16 protein-coding genes and 1 pseudogene are annotated in these 18,065 nt (G+C 68.9%); 2 read left to right on the top strand and 15 right to left on the bottom strand.

Going from position 1 to position 18,065, the window contains the following annotated elements:
- Positions 1-139: 139 nt before the first annotated feature.
- From DJ73_RS03295 to DJ73_RS03285, 3 genes are all read right to left on the bottom strand, one after another.
- Positions 140-1,294 carry a DUF63 family protein gene (locus DJ73_RS03295; RefSeq protein WP_094557279.1) on the bottom strand — a complete coding sequence of 385 codons (1,155 nt, stop codon included), beginning with the start codon at positions 1,292-1,294 and terminating at the stop codon, positions 140-142.
- A gap of 103 nt (positions 1,295-1,397) precedes the next feature.
- Entirely contained in the window at positions 1,398-1,847 is a 450-nt protein-coding gene (locus DJ73_RS03290) for an Lrp/AsnC family transcriptional regulator (protein ID WP_094523025.1), read from the bottom strand.
- Positions 1,848-1,997: 150 nt separating this feature from the next.
- On the bottom strand, positions 1,998-2,762 hold the full coding sequence (locus DJ73_RS03285) for a phosphopantothenate/pantothenate synthetase (protein ID WP_094527724.1): 765 nt from the start codon (positions 2,760-2,762) through the stop codon (positions 1,998-2,000).
- Between the two features lie 110 nt (positions 2,763-2,872).
- Here DJ73_RS03285 and DJ73_RS03280 point away from each other — a divergent pair, with 110 nt between their 5' ends.
- Entirely contained in the window at positions 2,873-3,109 is a 237-nt protein-coding gene (locus DJ73_RS03280; protein WP_094523029.1) for a hypothetical protein, read from the top strand.
- A gap of 68 nt (positions 3,110-3,177) precedes the next feature.
- Here the strand turns inward: DJ73_RS03280 and DJ73_RS03275 are convergent, their stop codons facing one another.
- Positions 3,178-4,878 carry a methylmalonyl-CoA mutase gene (locus DJ73_RS03275; protein WP_094557278.1) on the bottom strand — a complete coding sequence of 567 codons (1,701 nt, stop codon included), beginning with the start codon at positions 4,876-4,878 and terminating at the stop codon, positions 3,178-3,180.
- Between the two features lie 122 nt (positions 4,879-5,000).
- On the opposite strand from DJ73_RS03275, the gene DJ73_RS03270 reads away from it, so the two are divergent.
- Positions 5,001-5,357 carry a hypothetical protein gene (locus DJ73_RS03270; protein WP_094523033.1) on the top strand — a complete coding sequence of 119 codons (357 nt, stop codon included), beginning with the start codon at positions 5,001-5,003 and terminating at the stop codon, positions 5,355-5,357.
- Between the two features lie 58 nt (positions 5,358-5,415).
- On the opposite strand, the gene DJ73_RS03265 is transcribed toward DJ73_RS03270, so the two are convergent.
- From DJ73_RS03265 to DJ73_RS03215, 11 genes and pseudogenes are all read right to left on the bottom strand, one after another.
- Entirely contained in the window at positions 5,416-7,110 is a 1,695-nt protein-coding gene (locus tag DJ73_RS03265) for a potassium transporter TrkG (protein ID WP_094527722.1), read from the bottom strand.
- A gap of 1 nt (position 7,111) precedes the next feature.
- Positions 7,112-7,795 carry a TrkA family potassium uptake protein gene (locus tag DJ73_RS03260; RefSeq protein WP_094523037.1) on the bottom strand — a complete coding sequence of 228 codons (684 nt, stop codon included), beginning with the start codon at positions 7,793-7,795 and terminating at the stop codon, positions 7,112-7,114.
- Between the two features lie 68 nt (positions 7,796-7,863).
- Positions 7,864-8,736, bottom strand: a pseudogene (locus DJ73_RS03255) (universal stress protein); the annotation flags it as partial.
- 56 nt (positions 8,737-8,792) lie between these two features.
- Entirely contained in the window at positions 8,793-11,168 is a 2,376-nt protein-coding gene (locus tag DJ73_RS03250; RefSeq protein ID WP_094557277.1) for an amino acid permease, read from the bottom strand.
- Complete coding sequence (locus DJ73_RS03245; RefSeq protein ID WP_094523041.1) at positions 11,165-11,605, bottom strand: universal stress protein; 441 nt, start codon at positions 11,603-11,605, stop codon at positions 11,165-11,167. Before DJ73_RS03245 ends, DJ73_RS03250 begins: the two co-directional genes overlap by 4 nt.
- Before the next feature lie 119 nt (positions 11,606-11,724).
- Positions 11,725-13,263 carry a TrkH family potassium uptake protein gene (locus DJ73_RS03240; RefSeq protein WP_094523043.1) on the bottom strand — a complete coding sequence of 513 codons (1,539 nt, stop codon included), beginning with the start codon at positions 13,261-13,263 and terminating at the stop codon, positions 11,725-11,727.
- Positions 13,264-13,375: 112 nt separating this feature from the next.
- On the bottom strand, positions 13,376-14,878 hold the full coding sequence (locus DJ73_RS03235; RefSeq protein ID WP_094523045.1) for a TrkH family potassium uptake protein: 1,503 nt from the start codon (positions 14,876-14,878) through the stop codon (positions 13,376-13,378).
- A gap of 7 nt (positions 14,879-14,885) precedes the next feature.
- The gene (gene trkA / locus DJ73_RS03230; RefSeq protein WP_094523047.1) at positions 14,886-16,223 is read right to left on the bottom strand and encodes a Trk system potassium transporter TrkA; all 1,338 of its coding nucleotides are present in this window, start codon (positions 16,221-16,223) and stop codon (positions 14,886-14,888) included.
- A gap of 70 nt (positions 16,224-16,293) precedes the next feature.
- Positions 16,294-17,211 carry a mechanosensitive ion channel family protein gene (locus DJ73_RS03225; protein ID WP_094557276.1) on the bottom strand — a complete coding sequence of 306 codons (918 nt, stop codon included), beginning with the start codon at positions 17,209-17,211 and terminating at the stop codon, positions 16,294-16,296.
- Positions 17,211-17,456 (bottom strand): YhbY family RNA-binding protein, encoded by a 246-nt coding sequence (locus tag DJ73_RS03220; protein ID WP_094523051.1) that lies wholly within the window; start codon positions 17,454-17,456, stop codon positions 17,211-17,213. The genes DJ73_RS03225 and DJ73_RS03220 overlap by 1 nt, the downstream gene beginning before the upstream one ends.
- Before the next feature lie 103 nt (positions 17,457-17,559).
- Positions 17,560-17,988 (bottom strand): SHOCT domain-containing protein, encoded by a 429-nt coding sequence (locus tag DJ73_RS03215; RefSeq protein ID WP_094523053.1) that lies wholly within the window; start codon positions 17,986-17,988, stop codon positions 17,560-17,562.
- Positions 17,989-18,065: the final 77 nt, after the last annotated feature.

The raw sequence follows: 18,065 nt of genomic DNA, 5'->3' as shown, positions 1-18,065 counted from the left end.
CTTAACCCTTTTCGGGAATGGCGTAACGCCGACAGTTCGACGACGGCGACGGGGCGAGGGAGAACCCCTCCGCCTGCGACCGGGGCGGACCGCCGGCGACGACGCGACCGGCGGGGTCAGACGGGTCGGCCTCCGGTACTCAGACCCCGAAGGTGGCTCGGAGCATGTCCCGCGTCCCGGGTCCGAGCCCGACGGCCAGCACGGTGATGAGCAGCATCAGCGTGTAGCGCGGCGACTCCTCGAACATCTCGCCGTTGAACACCCAGACGACGAACGTCGCGGCCGCGAGCTTGACGAGGAGGAACGGCCACGCGTCGCCGGTGACGGCGAGGACCGAGTCCGGGAGGAGCCGCCCGGTCCAGTTCACGATCAGCGCGTTGACGACGTGTTTCGGCACGAGGTTCGCGGTCCCGGTCAGCGCCGGCATCCAGTTGAGCCCGATCACGTTGGCGACGCCGTCGATCGCGTGGCCCCAGATGATGACGATCCCCGCGGCCCCCGTCCCCTGCCGGACCGTCGGTTCGTACGCGGTCGCGAGCTTCCAGGTGGCCGCCGTCGAGACGGTCGCGAGGAGCAGCGTGAGCGCGAGCACCTGCGGGTAGAACTCGACGTAGTCGGTCGCGGCGGCGAGGTACGAGAGGTAGCCGACCGAGGCCGCGAGGGCGAGCGTCCCCATCGCGAACAGCGGTCGGGCGTAGTCGTCGACGACCCCGCGGTCCGCCAGCGCGTACGCCGCGATGACGCAGGCGAGGGTGACCCCGAACGCGGTGAAGTAGATGAACGGGCTGATCAGCACCGCGCTCGCGGGGAAGGGGATCAGCGGCTCCGTGCCGGCGCGGACCGCGGCGACCCCCGAGTCCTCGACGGTGCGGAGCGCGCCGCCGAGCAGCATGAACGGGAACAGCGCGTAGAAGAACCGCAGCTCGTCGCCGATATCCAACCGGCGGAGCAGGAAGACGACGCCGATCAGCATCCCGAGCAGAACGACCACGTAGCTCACCGTCGAGACGGTGGTGTACCCCGGGAACGCGACGACTTCCCCAGCGTCGACGGCGGCCTGACACGCGCCCGAGCCCCCGAGCAACTCCGTGCCGCCAGCGTCCCGGACGGCGCACTGCGCCCCCTGCCCGTCGGCGACGACCGGTCCCCAGAAGTACCGCCAGACGAACCGATCGTACACGGCTCGCGGGAAGACGACCGATCCGACCGCGAGCAGGAGCGCGACCCCGCCGACGACCGCCGCCCACGCCCGCTCCGGAGACTGCCTGATCCGTCCGGCGACCGGTGTGCTCATGACTCCCGTTCGGAGTGTTCCCGAGTTGAGCGTTCCGGTCCCGGCTCGCCTCGTCGTCGTCCGCGACGGGTCCCCGATGGCGCGACGCGGCGCGGAGCCCCGCTCAGATCGGCGGGCCGTCGGCCTCGAAGTCGGTGCCGAGGATGATCATGGTCTGCGACCGCGAGAACCCGTCCATCTCCGCTATCTCGTCGAACATCAGATCGCGGAGGCTGTCGGTGTCGGCGGCGACGACGCGCAAGATGACGTCCCACTTGCCGGTCGTCAGGTGGATCTCGCTGACGCCGTCGATGTCGCGGAGCCGGTCGAGCGCGTCCTCCTCGCGTCCCTGCTCGATGCGGAGTCCGACGAACGCGCTGACGCCGTAACCGACGGCCTTGGGGTCGACCTCCGCGTGGTACCCCTCGATGACGCCGGCCTCCTCCATCCGCCCCACTCGGTCGTGGACGGTCGCGCTCGACATGTCGATCCGCCGCGCGATCTCCGAGAACGGCGTCCGAGCGTCCTCTTGGAGGATCCTGAGGATGGCGCGGTCCGTCTCGTCGAGTTCCATGGCCGGGCCTACGTCGGGAGCGGACTTTGCAGTTCCGGCGTTTCGACGTCGCTACGGGTTGTATTCTCAACACCTCCGGCCACTCGCCGGGCGGCCGATCTCCGCCCGAGGCGATTCGTCTGAGTACGTCTCGGGCGGGATTCCGTCCGATTACGCCTCGGCCGGAGTCTCGAACGACCCCTCTCGGATGGCCGCTTCCGCCGCCGCGAGCGCCTCGTCGGCGTCGAACGCGTCGACGATCTCCCGCAGCTCCTCGTGAGACGCGTCCGCGAGGTCTCGCGCGTGCGACGCGACGTTCGGCACCGCCCGGATCAGGTTGTCGACGATCGGAACGTCCGCGGTCCGCGGCGACCGACTCCCGGGATTCAGGTCGATCACGATCTCCGTCTTCCCCATCGCGTCGAGCGCCGCCGCGCGGTCGCCGTCCTCCAGCGGGACGACCACGACGTCGGCCGCCTCGATCCCGTCGGCGTCGACGACGCCGCGAGCGTGCGACAGGCCGGGGATCTCCCCGTCGCCGGCCATGCCCTTGACCCGGTCGGCGCCGTGCTCGCGGAGGTGGTCGGCGATGCGCCGGACGCGCTCGTCGGTGTGGTTGAAGAGGTTCACCTCCAGGTCGGCGTCGACCGCCTCGGCGAGCGCGACCGTCTCCGCGGGGGCGAGGGCCGCGACGTTGCCGTTCACCGAGATCACCGGACGGTCGGCCGCCAGCAGGGTCGCCGCGGCGGCGCGCGCGGCGCGGTCGGCGCTCGGGAGGGTCCGCTCGCCGAGGAGGTAGTCGAAGGCCTCCGCGCGTCCCTGGGCGATGAGTCCCTGCTTCGATGTGATCCCCTTCTTCACCCCCTCCTCGATCCGGTGGCGCGTCACGAGCGAGGCGTACCGCGGGTGGTCCTCCGGGACCTCCGTCTCCGTCATACCGGAGCGAGGCGGCGCGCCGATTAAAGTGGACCGTTCGCGGCCACCGTGTGGCTCCGGTACCCGTACGCACAAACGTTAACATGGGTTACTTCGTAGCGCCACACGGGATGGATCGCACTGGCAAGTACACGATCGTGGACGCGTGCAACGACCACGGGGCGATCACGCTCCGTGAATACCCCCGGAACGGGACGCTGTACGTCGTCGAGTACGACGATCCCGACGTGGAGGCCGAGCTGTCGTCGCTCGACGCCGGCACGGTCGTCGAGCTCGACCTGCGGCGCGCTGGTCGCCGGGGCAACGCGTGGTGCGCGGAGTCCGCGCGGCCGGTCGATCCGGCGTAACGCGGCGGATCGATGCGGCTTCGCGCGCGGTCGGTCCGTCCGCTTCGACGTCCCCGCTTTTTCCCCGCTCAGGCCACCCCGATACGCTCGCGGTACGTCCCGTACTCCGCCTCGAACACCGCCATGATCTCGCCCATCGTCGCGTACGCCTTCACCGCCGCGACGATCGCGGGCATCACGTTCTCGCCGGCGTCGACCGCGTCGCGGAGGTCGTCCAAGGCGGCGTCGACCGCGTCGTCGTCGCGCTCCGCCTTCACCGACTCGAGCCGGTCGAGCTGGCGCTCCCGGGTCGTCTCGTCGACCCGGAGCAGGTCCGGCTCCGTGTCCTCTTCGACCTGATAGGCGTTGACGCCGACGACGGTCTCCTCGCCCTCGTCGACCCGCTCTTGGTACTCGTAGGAGGCCTGCTGGATCTCGCGGTGGAAGTACCCCTGCTCGATCCCGGCGAGCACCCCGTCGCGGACCGACCCGTCGCCCATCTCTCGGATCTCTTCGATATACGCGGTCGCCTCCGCCTCCACCTCGTCCGTGAGCGCCTCCACCGCGAAGGAGCCGCCCAGCGGGTCGACGATGTCGGCCGCGCCCGACTCCTCCGCGATGATCTGCTGGGTGCGGAGCGCGACCCGCACGGCCCGCTCGGAGGGGAGCGCCAGCGCCTCGTCGAAGGAGTTGGTGTGGAGGCTCTGGGTTCCCCCCAAGACGCCCGCCAGCGCCTGTAGCGTGACGCGGACGACGTTGTTCAGGGGTTGCTGGGCCGTCAGCGACTGGCCCGCGGTCTGGGTGTGGAACTTCAACTGCTTCGAGGCGTCGGCCTCGGCGCCGTACCACTCGTCCATGATCCGCGCGTAGATCCGACGGGCGGCGCGGAACTTCGCGACCTCCTCGAAGATCGAGTTGTGCGAGTTGAAAAAGAAGGAGAGCTGCGGGGCGAACGCGTCGACGTCGAGCCCGCGGTCGAGACACGCCTCGACGTACGCGAACCCGTCGGCGAGGGTGAAGGCGAGCTCCTGGACCGCGGTCGAGCCCGCCTCGCGGATGTGGTACCCCGACACCGAGATCGGTTTGAACGAAGGGGTCTCGTCGACGGCGAACTCGATCGTGTCCGTCACCAGGTCGAGGGAGGGCTCCGGCGGGATCACCCACTCCTTCTGCGCGATGAACTCCTTCAGCATGTCGTTCTGGAGGGTCCCCCGAAGCTCCTCGCGCGGGACCCCTTGCTGGTCCGCGATGGCGACGTACATCGCGTAGATCACCGGCGCGCTGGGATTGATGGTGAAGGAGGTGGACACCTCGCCGACGTCGATCCCGTCGAAGAGGACCTCCATGTCTCGGAGCGTGTCGACGGCGACGCCCTCCTTGCCGACCTCGCCGAGCGACATCGGGTCGTCGGAGTCGAGCCCCATCAGCGACGGCATGTCGAAGGCGGTCGAGAGCCCGGTCTGGCCCTCGTCGATGAGGTAGCGGAAGCGCTCGTTCGTCTCCTCGGCGGTGCCGAACCCCGCGAACTGCCGCATCGTCCACGTCCGGCCGCGGTGCATCGTCGGGTAGACGCCCCGGGTGTACGGCTCCTCGCCGGGGAAGCCGAGGTCCTCGCCGTAGTCGAGGTCGGCCACGTCCGCGGGGGTGTACAGCCGGTCGACCTCGTGGTTCGACACCGTCGCGAACCGCTCGTTCCGCTCGCCGTGCCGGTCGAGGGTCGGGTCGAGCGTCTCCGCCTCCCACGACTCCTTGGCCTCGCGGATTTCGGAGAGCTCCTCGTCGTCGTACATGCCGCCCGCTACCCGCCGGACTCATATAAATATTCATTACAATTTGCCGCGCGGCCGGCCGGATTCGCCGGCGGTCCGAATCGCCACCGACCGTTATGAGGGCTCGGAGTCAATCCCCACCCATGACCGACCCATCGGAGTCCCCGACGCCGCCCGAAGGATTACCGCCGAAGCTCGTCAAGCAGCTGAAAAACTGCACACCGGAGGAGCTCCGTAAGGCGATCGTCCACGCGCAGGAGCTGCTGCACTACCACGAGGAGACGGAGCTCCCGGTCGACGCGGAGGCCGGCGAGGACATCCTGCGCGTCACCGAACACGAGGGATACACCGAAGTCGTGAAACAGTACTCCTGTCAGGAGGGCTGTGACGACTGTCCGCACGGGCCGTACCTCTACCACGTCACCGAAGAGACCCTTCCGAACGGAACTCACGAGACCCACTGGTCGTTCATCGGTCGCGTGAACGCCGACGGGGAGTGACCCCGACCGCGCCGTGGGTTCGATCGCCGTCCGGCGGTGACCGTCGGCGTCGAGCCGGTCACGGGTTCAGCCCCCAGATACCGGCTCGGAGGAACACGAGCACCGGAATGATCTCCAGGCGGCCGATCCACATGTGGAAGAGGAACATCGCCTCCGCCGCCGGCGACATCGACGGGCCGGTGATCCCGGACGAGAGCCCGACGTTCCCCTGTGCGCTCGCGACCTCGAACAGCGCGTCGGCGTAGCCGAACTCCGAGCCGGCGACGTTGACCAGCACGAGGCTCCCGACGACGAGCGCGACGACCCACAGCAGCGTGACGATGGCGGCCTCGCTGAACTCCCGCTCCATCGTCTCGCGGTCCAGCGTGCGGTCGCCGATGCGCGCGGTGACGACGGCGTTGCCCGGGAGGAACACGCGGGAGAACTGCCAGATGATTCCGCGAGCGGCCGTGTACGCACGAATGATCTTGATGCCGCCGACCGTGGACCCGGCGGCGCCGCCGAGCACCATCGCGACGACGACCAACACCTTCGCGCCCGCGACCCAGCTCCCGATCGGCGCCGACTGGAAGCCGGTGGCGGTCAGCGCGCTGATCCACTGGAACGCCGAGTCCCGGACCGCGTCGAGCCCCGCGCCGTCGAGGAGCGGAACCGGGAACGAGAGGAACGACTCCGTCGCGAACGCGCCGGCGGCGACCGGAACGGACGCGACGTTCTGTATCGCGAGCACGGCGACGCCGGCCCCGAGCAGCGCGAACAGCCACCTGGTCTGGAGGTCTGCGACCAGTTCGCGTACGCTCCGGTCCCTGAGCACGACGTAGTGGACCGGGAACGCGATCGCGCCGAGGACCATGATCGGCAACAGCACGACCTCGACCAGGGGGGAGCCGTACGTCGCGATCGAGTTGTCGGTGACGGAGAACCCGCCCGTCGTCAGGCCGGTCATGGCGTGGTTGAGCGCCTGCCAGGCGATTTCGCCGAGCGAGAGCGACTCGGCGTAGTCGCTCTCGCTCGCTCGGATCGCGACGAACAGCATCGCGAACGCCAGCAGGGTGTAGCCGACCACGAGCTTCCAGACCGTCCGGACCGTCGAGACGACGCTCGGGTGGATCTTCTGCTCCCGGGCCTCGCTCCTGTAGAGCGCGTAGCTCCCGCTTCCCGGACGCGAGAGGATGGAGACGGTGAGGACGATGACGCCGACGCCGCCGACCCACTGGATGAACGACCGCCACCACTGCACTGCCCGCGGCAATGACGGCTCGTGGACGGCCATCGTCAGCCCGCTCCCGGTCCAGCCGCTCATGCTCTCGAAGAGGGCATGCAGGGGGTCGCGGAAGTAGGCGAGACTGGAGACCGTCGTGGTCCCTCCGACGGCGATCGGCTCCCACGAGGCCGTGTCCGCGGCGGCGGGGACGAACGCGTCCATGACGGCGGACGGCGTCAGCCACGCCGTGAGGAACAGCGGGAGCGCCCCGAAGACGGCGACCATGAGCCACCCGCCGGCGGCGATCACCATGCCGTGTTTCATCTTCGGGTCTGGGGCGTCGGCGAACCGCCGATTCGCGAGCCCGCCGACGAGGGCCGTCGCGCCGCCCGCGACGAGGAAGCCGAGCGCGGCGTGAAACTCCCGGAACGCGAGGGCGACGACAACGGTGACCGTCATCAGCCCGGCCTCCATCAGGAGGAGCGAGCCGACGTCGCGGGCGATGACTCCCAGGTCGGTCGGGAGCCGGCCGCCGTTCCGCTCGGACATCTCAGTCGTGGTCCTCCTGGTGGCCGAACACGTCCGTCACCTCTGGCGTCGCGCCCTCTCCCGAGTACACCGTGAGCAGGTCGCCGGCCTCGATACGCGTGTTGCCCCGGGGGGTTATGGGCGTCCCCTCCCCGTCGCGCTCGACGGCGATGATGAGGGTCTCGCCGCCGATGAGATCCGCCTCGTCGGCCTCGCGCAGCGTCTTCCCGGCGATCGGCGCGTCCGGACCGACGGTGATCTCGAACACCTCCGCCTCCTCGCCGATGTGCATGAAGTCGACGACCGACGGTCGGCTCACCGCTCGGTAGAGGTACTCCGCGATCAGACTCTGCGGGTTCTGCATCGTGTTGATGCCGATCTGTTCGAACACGTTCATGTGCTCGGGGTTGTGGACGACCGAGACGATGTTCGGCACCGACAGCTCTTGCGCCAGCAGACAGACCATGATGTTCGTCGCGTCCTGATCCGTCGTCGAAATGAGCGCGTCCGCGCGATCGGCCCCGGCGTCGAGCAGCGTCTCCTTCGAAGTCGCGTCGTCGTTGATGACGAGGCAGTCGTACCCCCGGGACGCCCGCTCCGCCCGTTCCTCGTCGCGCTCGATCACGACGACCTCGTTGCCGCTCTCGGTCGCGAGCTTGACGAGCGGCGTCCCGATATCGCCCGCGCCCACGACGATCAGATACATGTGTCAGCGGTTCAGGAGCGACCACCGAAAGCCTACCGCAATCCGCCGAGAGGCGCGGGACCCCGCCCTCAGCGCCCGCCGAACAGCCGCTCCCACAGCGACCGCGAGGACGGCCGCTCCGCGAGCAGCACCGGGGTGTCGAGCGTCTCTATCGTCTCGAACGCCAGCGACCCGCGGACGATCCGCGAGAGCAGTCCGCGCTCGGTCGCACCGACGATAACGAGGTCGTACTCCTCGCCGACGCGACCGATCGTCTCCTCGACGCCGCCCGCCTCGATGCGCAGGTCGGCGTCGCCGAGGCCGTGGCCCGCCGCCCAGTCGGTGAGGAATTCCCGGCCGGCCGCCTCGTCTCCCGGGTCGACGACGTACAGCAGCGAGACGTCCACGTCGATCTCGTCTCGGAGCGCCCTCGCGACCTCGGCGGAGAGGTCGGAGGAGGGACCGCCGGCGGTCGGCACGAGCACCCTCGAGAGGTCCAGCCGTTCCCCGTCCAAGACGAGGAAGTCGCACGGGAGGTCGTGGGTGAGTTCGTCCAGCGAGCCCTCGGCGCGCCCACCCGCGAACCGCGTTCCGCCGTAGCCCATCACGACGGTGTCGGCGTCGTTCGTCCGCGCGGCGTCGAACACCTCCTCGATCCCGCGGTGCGAGAGGATCGTCTTCGTCTCGATCGGCACGTCGAACGCCTCGGCGTCCGCGGCCGCGGCGGCCAACAGCTCCTCGGACGAGTCGTCGAGCCCGGTCCGGTTCTCGGCCGCCTTCTCCAGCGACGTCTGGTCCGGAACGGTGACGATGTGCGTCGCGAGCACGCGACCCCCCTCGTGACTCGCGACCGCGCCGGCCAGCGTGACGAGCGCGCTCTCCGTGCGCGGGTTCGACACGGCGACCATCACCGTCGGCCCGTCGGTTCCGACCCCGTTCGCCGCCCCGAACGCGGTCACGACGCCCCCGGTGGCCGCCCGGTCGCTCGTTCGTCCGGTTCGCTCATTTCTCCGTTCGGCTACTCCTCCGTTTGCTCGTCCGATTCCGCCCGCCCGACCCCGCCGTCGCCTCGCGCCTCGGCGGTCGCGTCGCCCGCCTCAGCGGCGTCGGCCGTGACATCGTCAGGGGCGTTCTCCCGTGCCCCGCTCCCGAACAGCCGAGCCCAGACGCCGCGGTCGTCGCGCTTCTCCGCGAGCAGCACGGAACACTCCACGTCTTCGAGCACCTCCAACACGAGCGAGCCGCTCACCAGCCGCGAGAGCAGCCCCTTCTGAGTCGCGCCGATGATAACCATCGTCGCGTCGCGCGCGGCCCGTTCGATCGACTCCTCGATGTCGCCGCTCTCGACGCGGAGCGTCGCGTCGGCGAGGTCGTGCTCGGCGGCCCACCCCATGAGGAAGCGCCGTCCGGCGCTCTCGTCGTCGGCGACGTGCAGCAGCGTGACCTCGCCGTCGAACTCCGTCTGGAGCATCTTGGCGACCGCGCCGGAGAGGTCCGAGGCCGGTCCGCCGGCGGTCGGCACGAGGATCCGCGAGGGGTCGAACCCGCGGTCGCGGAACACGAGGAAGTCCGACGGGAGCGAGTGCGCGAGCTCGTCGACCGCCGTCTCCGCGCGCCCGGGCGACCCGTGCGAGTCCTCGCCCCAGCCCATCACGGTCATGTCGGCGCCGTAGGTCCGGGCCGCGTCGAACACCTCCTCGAACACGCGGTGCGAGAGGACGACGTGCGTCTCCACGTCGACGCCGAACGTCTCGGCGTCTTCACGGGCCTTATCGAGGAGACTGTGCGCCGCATCGTGGGCGCCGCGGTCGCGGGCGGCCTCCAGCGACGTCTGGTCCGGGACGTTCGCGATGTTGACCGCGACGACCGTCCCGTTTCGCTGCTTGGCGATGGCCGACGCGAGCGTGATCAGGTGCTCCTCGGTCGCGGGGTTCGCGAGCGGCACCATCACGCGGTAGTCGTCGCCGCTCGGCTGGACCGACGTGGCCGCCGACACGGCGGCCTTGGGCAGCTCGTCGGAGCGGTCGAGGATCCACGCCCCCAGCACGCCGCGCGCCTCCACCTTCCGGCGGGCGTACAGCAGGTACCAGAGCAGGGCGAAGGCGACGAGGCCGAACGAGATCAGGATGATCGTCGGGTCAATGTAGATGATCAGCGCGAACGACGACAGCGTCCCGATGATCGGAACGGCCGGGTAAAACGGGACCTCGAAGTCGGGGTCGTACCCCTCGACCCCCGACTCGCGCATCACGATGAGCGCGATGTTGAGCAGGCCGTAGACGATGAGGTGGAGCACGGATCCCATCGTCGACAGCGACTCGACGCCGCCGGCGACGAGGAACACGAGGATGAGCGCGCCTGTGAGCGCGATCGACTTGTACGGGGTGCCGAAGCGATCGTGGATCTCGTTGAGCTTCGGCGTGACGATCTTCTCGCGGCCCATCGCGAAGTTGATCCGCGACGACGAGAGGATCGAGGCGTTCGCCGAGGAGGCGGTCGCGAGCAGGCCGCCGATCAGGAGCATCCCGGCGCCGACGGCGCCCAGCGAGAAGCCGAACACCTGGTAGTTGCCGAAGAGGAGGCGGGCGGCGTCGACCACCGCGGTCTCGTTGTTCGCGACGAGCTCGTTCGGGACCGCCGCGAGCAGCACGACGAGGAACAGCGCGTACACGACCGTGACGATCACGACCGAGCCGAGGACCGCGAGCGGGAGGTTCCGCCCGGGGTTCTTGATCTCCTCGGCGACCGAGGTGATCTGGACGAAGCCGAGGTACGAGACGAAGATGATCCCCGTCACCGGGAGCACCTGGCTCGTCGTCCCCGGCGGCGCGATCGGCCGCAGCGACTCCATGTCGGCGTTCAGCAGCCCGACGACGGTGAAGACGGCGAGGATGCCCAAAAGCGACATGACGATGACGATCTGGAGCCCGCCCGTCTCCTTCGCGCCGAAGTAGTTGACGGCGATGAACAGCAGCGCGCCGGCGAGCCCGATCACTTGGGCGGCCTCCAGCGTCACCGGGCCGAGCCCGACCGGCCCGAGCCCGAGGAGCGCGTTGACGTACTCGCCGAAGCCGTACATGTAGAACGCGGAGGCGAACGCGAGCCCGAGCCAGTTCGCCCACCCGGCGACGGAGCCGAACATGGGCCCGAGCGCCCGGTTGACGTAGAAGTACGCGCCGCCGGACTTCGGCATCGCCGTCCCGAGCTCGGAGGCTGAAAGCGCCGTGAACAGGGCGATGACGCCACCGAGGACGAACGTGGCCGCCGCGAGGGGACCGGCCCGCGCGACCGCGGTCCCGGGGAGCACGAAGATGCCGGCCCCGATCATCGTCCCGATCCCGATCGTGAGCGCGGCGAGGGGACCGAGGTCCTTGGCCAGCTCCTCGTCGCTCATTCGGTGGATCCCTCGCGCGGGAGCGCGACCACGGGCACGTGAGACTCCGTCACGAGCCTCGTAGAGCGGTCGCCCGAGAGGAACTGCATCAGGCGGTTCCCGCCCCGAGACCGGTAGGCGATGGCGCTCGCGCCGACCTCGTCGACGGCGTCGAAGATCGCGCCGACGACGTCCCGTGAGTAGGCGGTGTGTTCCTCGGCGTCCGGGAATACGGTTCGAACTGCGGCGTAGGACTCGTCGGCCAGCTCTTCCGACTGTTCGACCGGCGTCTTGTCGGGGACGCCGCCGCCCTTCTCGACGACGTGTAGCGCCGTCACCTCGGTCGGTCGATACGGCTCGAGCGCAATCGCCGTCGCCAGCGCGTCCTCCTCGTTGGCGACTGGCAGGAGGACGTGGCCGAGCAGATCCCGCTCCTGCGGTTGGTCGGTGCTCGTCATACGAACACTCATATCCTCGTCAGTTAAGAAGATACGCTCTCCGAGGTCACGGCGTTAGATCGGCGTAAGTACTGTCTCCGTCGGTCTGAATGCGCTCTTCGTGCTCCCGACACGGATCGTCACCGATCATCGACGCCGGCGACGAACAGCGCGAGCACGGGGACGATCTCCAGCCGACCGATCCACATCAGCCCGATCATCAGCAGCTTCGTCGTGTTCGGCAGGAACTCGTAGCTCCCGAAGGGGCCGAGCGGCCCGAGCCCCGGTCCGATGTTCCCGATCGTCGCCAGCGAGGCCGCGAACGCCTCCGTACCGGTGAGCGCCTCTCCGACTCGCGCCGTGTCGATTTCGATGAACACGGCCGCGAGCGCGAACAGCAGGAAGTACAGCATCGTGAACACCAGAATCCCGCGGATCACGTCCTCGTCGACCACCTCGCCGCCGAGTCGTACCGGTCGGACGACGTCGGGATTCGCCGTCGTGTACAGCTCCCGGCGGAGCGTCTTCAACAGGATGAGCCACCGGATGATCTTGATCCCGCCGCCGGTCGAACCCGCCGAGCCGCCGAGGAACATCGCGAACAGCAGAACGAACTGCGTCTGGGTGTCCCACTGCGCGAAGTCCGCGGTGGCGAACCCGGTCGAATTCAACAGCGAGGCGATCTGAAAGGCGCCCTGTCTGAGCGCGTTCTCCGTGACGCCTTCGGTGATCCCGCCGATTTCGGTCGCGGGTGCTCCGCCGTAGAACAGGCCGATCGCGAGCACCGCCGCGAACCCGGTCACCAGCCCGAGGTACATCCGGAACTCGGAGTTCTCGAACATCCGCGTGGGATCGTCGCGGAGCACGAACCAGAACAGCGCGAAGTTCACGCCGGCGATCACCATGAACGGGACGAACACCCACTGGACGACGGGCGAGAACGCCGCGATGCTCTCCGCCTGCGGCGAGAACCCGCCCGTCGGAAGCGTCGAGAAGCCGTGGGCGATCGCGTTGTACAGGTCCATGTTCGGCGCGAGCGGCGTGAGGCCGAGTCCGAACAGGATCGCGATCAACGCGGCCGTGAAGCCGGCGTAGATCAGCCAGAGCGCCCGCGCCGTCTCGGCGATCCGCGGCGTGAGCTTCTGGAGTCCCGGCCCCGGCGCCTCGGACTTCATCAGCTCCGCGCCGTTGACCGCCAGCTGCGGGAGGATCGCGACCATCAGCACGATGATCCCCATCCCGCCGAGCCACTGCGTGAGCTGCCGCCACATCAACACGGCGTGCGAGTGCCGCTCGAAGCTGATCTCCGCGGTCGCCGTCGCGCCGGTCGTGGTGAAGCCGCTCATCGACTCGAACAGCGCGTTCACGGGGTGCCCGAGCGCCGAGGCGGTCCCGTACCCGGCGATGACGTACGGGATCGCGCCGACGATCGCGGCCATCAGCCACGCGAGCGAGACGACCGCCAGCGCGTCCCGCGGTCCGAGATCCGGCTCGTCGTCGAGCCGCTCCATTCCCGCGCCGATCGCGACGCCGAGGGCCAGCGAGACCGCGAACGCGATCGCGTCCTCCCCGTAGATCAGCGCCACGACGAGCGGGACGCTCATCGAGGCCGAGAGGTATTTGACGACGCTCCCGGTGTAGCTCAGCGTCGCCCGCGTGTCGACCGTGGTTCGCGTCATGAATGCCCCGTAGGGATACCGATATCAGTCGTAGCCTTCCCACGCGCAAAGAAGTCGTCGATGGCCGGACCGGCCGGCGGCGAGCGGTTATTCACGCCCGAATGCGTGCCCGTCATGACGTCCAGAACGCCTTCGTGAACAGCACGAGCACGGGGATGATCTCGATCCGGCCGATCCACATCAGGACGATCATCACGGCGCGGGTGCTTATCGGGAAGGAGGCAAACGTCCCGTACGGGCCCGCGTCGCCGAACGCCGGGCCGATGTTGAGGAACGTCGTCGCCGCGGCGCCGAGCGCCTCGAACTCGTCGATCCTGAGGTTCGCCCGCTCCGCGTCGACGACGATGACGATCGCGAGCAGGAAGAAGATCACGATGCTCAACAGGAGGTACGCGTAGATGTCGCGGATCGCGCCCTCGTCGATCGACTTCCCGGAGATCCGGACCGGTCGCACCGCCTCCGGGTGGACGGCGGTGAAGAGATTTCGTTTGAACGTCTTCAGCGCGACCAGCCACCGCAGCGACTTGATCGAGCAGGTGGTCGACCCGACCATCCCGCCGATGAACATCCCCATGAACAGCATGTGCTTCGCCGCGGGCGCCCACAGCACGTAGTCGGTGCTCGCGTACCCCGTCGTCGTCACGATGGACGCGACGTTGAAGACGGCGTGGCGGATCGTCGCCTCGGCGCCGAAGGCGGTTCCCGGATCGAGGAACAGGCTGAAGGCGACGATCGACGCCAGCGTCCCCATCGCGCCGAGGTAGAAGTGAAATTCCTCGTTCTTTAAAAGGCGCATCGGCTCGCCGTTGATGGCGAAGTAGATGAGGACGAAGCTGGTCGACCCGATCACCATGAACGGGACGACCGCCCACTGGATGAGCGGGTGGAACGCCCCGACGCTCAGCGGCTCCGGCGAGAACCCGGCGGTCGCGACCGACGTGAACGCGTGTGCGACCGCGTTGTACAGGTCCATCCGGGGGTCGACGGCGAGACCGAGCGAGTAGTAGACGGCGACCGCGAGCCCCGTGAGCCCGAAGTAGATCCCCCAGATGAGCTGTGCAGTCTGCGAGATCTTCGGCGTGAGCTTGTTGACGTCTTGGGTCTGTGACTCCGTCTCCATGAGCTGTGCCCCGCCGACGCCGAGCTCGGAGAGCACCGCGGTCGCCAGGATGAGGATGCCGAGCCCGCCGAGCCACTGGATCACCTGCCGCCACATCATGACGGACCGGGAGTGGATCGAGAAGTCGCGGAGGACCGTCGCCCCCGTCGTCGTCAGCCCGCTCATCGACTCGAACATGGCGTTTACGGGATGCGCGACGGTCCCGACGCCCGCGACCACGAAGGGGATCGCGCCGACCGCGGCGACGAGGAACCAGATCATCGCCACCGCGAGGAACGCCTCGCGCGGCCCGAGGTTCTCCTCCGGGTCTTGCACCGACCGGAACGCCGCGCCGAGCGCGAGCGAGACGGCGATCGCCGCGAGGAACGGCAGCGGCGACTCGCCGTAGTAGAGTCCGATCAAAAGCGGGAACGCCAGCGGGACCGGAAGGGCGGCGAGGACGTCGCCCGTGAGTCCGACGCTCGCTCGCCAACCGACTCGGATTGCGGCGCTCACGGCGAGCTCACGCCATCGAGGTGATCGCGCTCACCGAGTCGGACTCCACGAACAGGATGACGTGGTCGCCCGCCCGAAGCACTGTGTCGCCCCGCGGCGTGACGAGCTCGCGTCCCCGGGTGATCGCGCCGATGACGAACCGGGCGTCCGTGTCGGCGACGATCTCCGAGATCGGCCGTCCGACGAGTCCGCACCCCTCGGTGAGCTCGAGCTCGAGGACCTCCGCCTGGTCGTTCTCCAGCACGGCGATGTTCTCCGCGACGCTCTCGTAGGTGAACCGCGTGATCTCCTCGGCGGTCACGGTTCGGGGGTTGATCGCGATGTCGATTCCGATCTCCTCGAAGACGGTGACGTAGTCCGGGCTGTCGACGACGGCGATCACGCGGTCGACGCCGAGTCGCTTGGCGAGCACGGAGATGAGGAGGTTCTTCTCGTCGGAGCGGAGGGCGGTGACGACGATGTCGGCCTCGTCGACGTGCTCGCGCGCGAGGAACTCCGTGTCGGTCGCGTCGTGTTCCATGACGACCGTGTTCGGGAGGTTCTCGGCGAGCCAGCGCGCGCGGTCGGGGTCCTGTTCTATCAGCCGCGGCCTGAAGTCGCGCTTCTCGAGGAGCCTGGCCGTCTGATACCCGATCTCGCTCCCGCCGACGACGACGATCTCGTCGGCGCGGCCGGGCGTCGTCTCCGGGGCGACGTCGGTCGCGAACGCCTGGACGCTCTCGGGGCTTCCGATCACCACCGCGCGGTCACCGACTCCGATGTCGGTGTCGCCGCGCGGCATGATCATCTCGCCGTCGCGGAACAGCCCCACGAACGTGAGCGACTCGAAGCGGTCCGCCTCCGAGACCGTCTGTCCCGCCACGGGGCTCCCCTCGGCGATCTCGAACTCGGCCATCTGGACCAGCCCGCTCGCGAACGGATCCACGTCGATCGCCGCCGGGAGGCCGATGACGCGGACGATGTTCTCCGCGGTCAGCAGGTCCGTACACACCATGAAGTCGACGCCGAACGCACCGTCGCTGCGCTCCCACGTCCGGAGGAACTCGGTGCTCTTCACGCGGGCGATCGTGAACGGCTCCCCGAACGTCTTCGCGGCCCCGCAGGCGACGAGGTTCGTCTGGTCGTTGTCAGTGCAGGCGATGACCATGTCCGCGCGGCCGACCTCCGCCGCCGTCTGGATCTCGGAGGTCGTCCCGTCGCCGGCGATGGTGAGGACGTCGAGCTCGTACTTCAGCTGTTCCGCGCGCTCGGGGTCGACGTCCACGACCACGACCTCGTGGTCCGACGCGAGGCTCGCAGCGATGCTGGTGCCGACCTCGCCGGCCCCGATGACGACCACGTGCATGGACACAACCAGTTACCGGACCCTGAAGTTCGTTACTATCGGTGTCGCCGCGGTCGCCGGGAGGAGCGGGCTACGAGTCCCCGCCGATCCCGGCCTCCGCCGCCCCGCCGAACGACGAGGGGTCCGTCCACTCGTTCCGCCCGGAGACGGTGCGCTGCGGGAACGGGATCGAGATGTCCTCCTCGTCGAACCGCTTTTTCACCGCCTTCACGTAGTCGGCCCGCGCCTTCACGAAGTCCGCCCGCGACGGGTCGTCGATCCAGATCCGCGACTGCAGGCCGACGTACGAGTCGGCGAGTTCCGTCAGTCGGACCGACGGGGCGGGGTCGTCGAGAATGGCGTCGCTCCGCTCCGCCTCCTCGACGATGATGTCGGTCGCCTTCTCGACGTCGTCCTCGTAGTCGATCCCGAAGACGAACTTCAGCCGGAGCGTCTTCTTCGCGACCGGGTTCTTCACCACGTCGCCGGTGAGCACGGCGTTCGGCACCGTGAGAAGTTCGTTGTCGAACGTGCGGACGCGGGTGACTCGAAAGGAGATGTCCTCTACGACCCCCGAGTTCCCCTGCCACTCGATCCAGTCGCCGATGCGGAACGGCTTGTCGGTGTAGATGAACACGCCCGCGACGAAGTTCTTGATCACGTCCTGAAGCGCGAAGCCGATGGCGAGCGTCGCCGCCGCGGCGATCGTCGCCAGCGACCGGAGGAATCCCTGATATCCCGCCGCCCCGAACGCGACCGTGACGCCCGCGAACAGCACGAGGAACGCGACGATCTTCTGGAGCGGTCGCCGCGCGTGCTCGTCGAGGCCCTGCCTGTCGAAGAGTCGCAGCACGAGCGGCGCGATGACCGCCTTATACAGCAGGTACGTCGCGAAAACGACGGCGAGGAAGATCGCGGCGTCGATGACGATCCCGGTCAGCGGCCGCAAAAACGGCTCCAGCGTCCCCGCGACGGCGACGACGTCGCTCGTACCGCCCGCGGCGCTCATCAGTGGAGTACCGCCGTGTTCCCTCGCGTCTCTACGAGTTCGGCGTCGACGGCGTCGGCCAGCTCCGCGGCGAGCTCGTCGGTCGTGGTCCCGCCTCGGGCCGCCCGGAGGAACTTCACCTTCACGAGCTTGGCGTCGTCGAGCTGGTCGGCCGTCTCGTCGACGACGGCGTCGACGCCCTTCTTCCCGACCCAGACGGTGACGTCGAGGTCGTGCGCTTCCTTGCGGAGCTGTTGATCGCTCATACGTCGTTCACTCGGTCGCGGCAGTTGAACCTTGAGGTTCGCGGACGAGGGGGCCGTTCGGGGCCTGCGGGCGACGCTCGCGTCCGGATCGGCCGCGGTCCCCCTACTCGCGTTCGACCTCGCGCGCCGGTTCCCGGGAGCGCTCTCGACGCACGTACTCGGCGGCGTCTTCCGGCGTCTCCGTCTCGAGGAGCCGGTCGAGCTTCCGCTCGAACTGCTCGTCGGTGAGGTCGCCCTCGGCGTACCGGCTCCGGAGCCGGTCGAGCGCGTCCCGCGTGCCCGCCGGCTCCTCGTCGACCGCGTCGCTCTCCGTGGTCCGGTCGACCGCGGGTCCCTCGGCCCGCTCCGCCTCCTCGTCCCCGTCGAACAGCATCCCGACCACCGGCACGACGACGACGTAGCCGAACAGCATGAGCGGGAGCCACCACTCAAAGCCGAGGAACAGCGCCGCCAGCCACGCGCCCGTCACGACCGTGCCCGCGATCTCGCTCGCGTTTCGCTCGAACCGCTCGCGCAGGGAGGACTCCGCCATCGTGGGGGTCCTCTCGGTGTGGCGACTAAATCGTATCGGCGGCGTCGGGGCGCTCCGTCGGCGCTTCTCCCGTCCGC

Source organism: Halorubrum sp. Ea1, from assembly GCF_002252965.1.
In the GTDB taxonomy this organism is placed as follows: domain Archaea; phylum Halobacteriota; class Halobacteria; order Halobacteriales; family Haloferacaceae; genus Halorubrum.
This window is presented reverse-complemented; position numbering and strand designations above follow the sequence as displayed.

Coding starts and splice junctions, on each gene's coding strand:
- DJ73_RS03225 (WP_094557276.1), bottom strand. CDS start 17,211: ATGAGCGCCGCGGGCGGTACGAGCGACGTCGTCGCCGTCGCGGGGACG.
- DJ73_RS03240 (WP_094523043.1), bottom strand. CDS start 13,263: ATGACGCGAACCACGGTCGACACGCGGGCGACGCTGAGCTACACCGGG.
- DJ73_RS03245 (WP_094523041.1), bottom strand. CDS start 11,605: ATGACGAGCACCGACCAACCGCAGGAGCGGGATCTGCTCGGCCACGTC.
- DJ73_RS03250 (WP_094557277.1), bottom strand. CDS start 11,168: ATGAGCGACGAGGAGCTGGCCAAGGACCTCGGTCCCCTCGCCGCGCTC.
- trkA (WP_094523047.1), bottom strand. CDS start 16,223: ATGCACGTGGTCGTCATCGGGGCCGGCGAGGTCGGCACCAGCATCGCT.
- DJ73_RS03275 (WP_094557278.1), bottom strand. CDS start 4,878: ATGTACGACGACGAGGAGCTCTCCGAAATCCGCGAGGCCAAGGAGTCG.
- DJ73_RS03215 (WP_094523053.1), bottom strand. CDS start 17,988: ATGGCGGAGTCCTCCCTGCGCGAGCGGTTCGAGCGAAACGCGAGCGAG.
- DJ73_RS03220 (WP_094523051.1), bottom strand. CDS start 17,456: ATGAGCGATCAACAGCTCCGCAAGGAAGCGCACGACCTCGACGTCACC.
- DJ73_RS03285 (WP_094527724.1), bottom strand. CDS start 2,762: ATGACGGAGACGGAGGTCCCGGAGGACCACCCGCGGTACGCCTCGCTC.
- DJ73_RS03295 (WP_094557279.1), bottom strand. CDS start 1,294: ATGAGCACACCGGTCGCCGGACGGATCAGGCAGTCTCCGGAGCGGGCG.
- DJ73_RS03290 (WP_094523025.1), bottom strand. CDS start 1,847: ATGGAACTCGACGAGACGGACCGCGCCATCCTCAGGATCCTCCAAGAG.
- DJ73_RS03260 (WP_094523037.1), bottom strand. CDS start 7,795: ATGTATCTGATCGTCGTGGGCGCGGGCGATATCGGGACGCCGCTCGTC.
- DJ73_RS03270 (WP_094523033.1), top strand. CDS start 5,001: ATGACCGACCCATCGGAGTCCCCGACGCCGCCCGAAGGATTACCGCCG.
- DJ73_RS03280 (WP_094523029.1), top strand. CDS start 2,873: ATGGATCGCACTGGCAAGTACACGATCGTGGACGCGTGCAACGACCAC.
- DJ73_RS03265 (WP_094527722.1), bottom strand. CDS start 7,110: ATGTCCGAGCGGAACGGCGGCCGGCTCCCGACCGACCTGGGAGTCATC.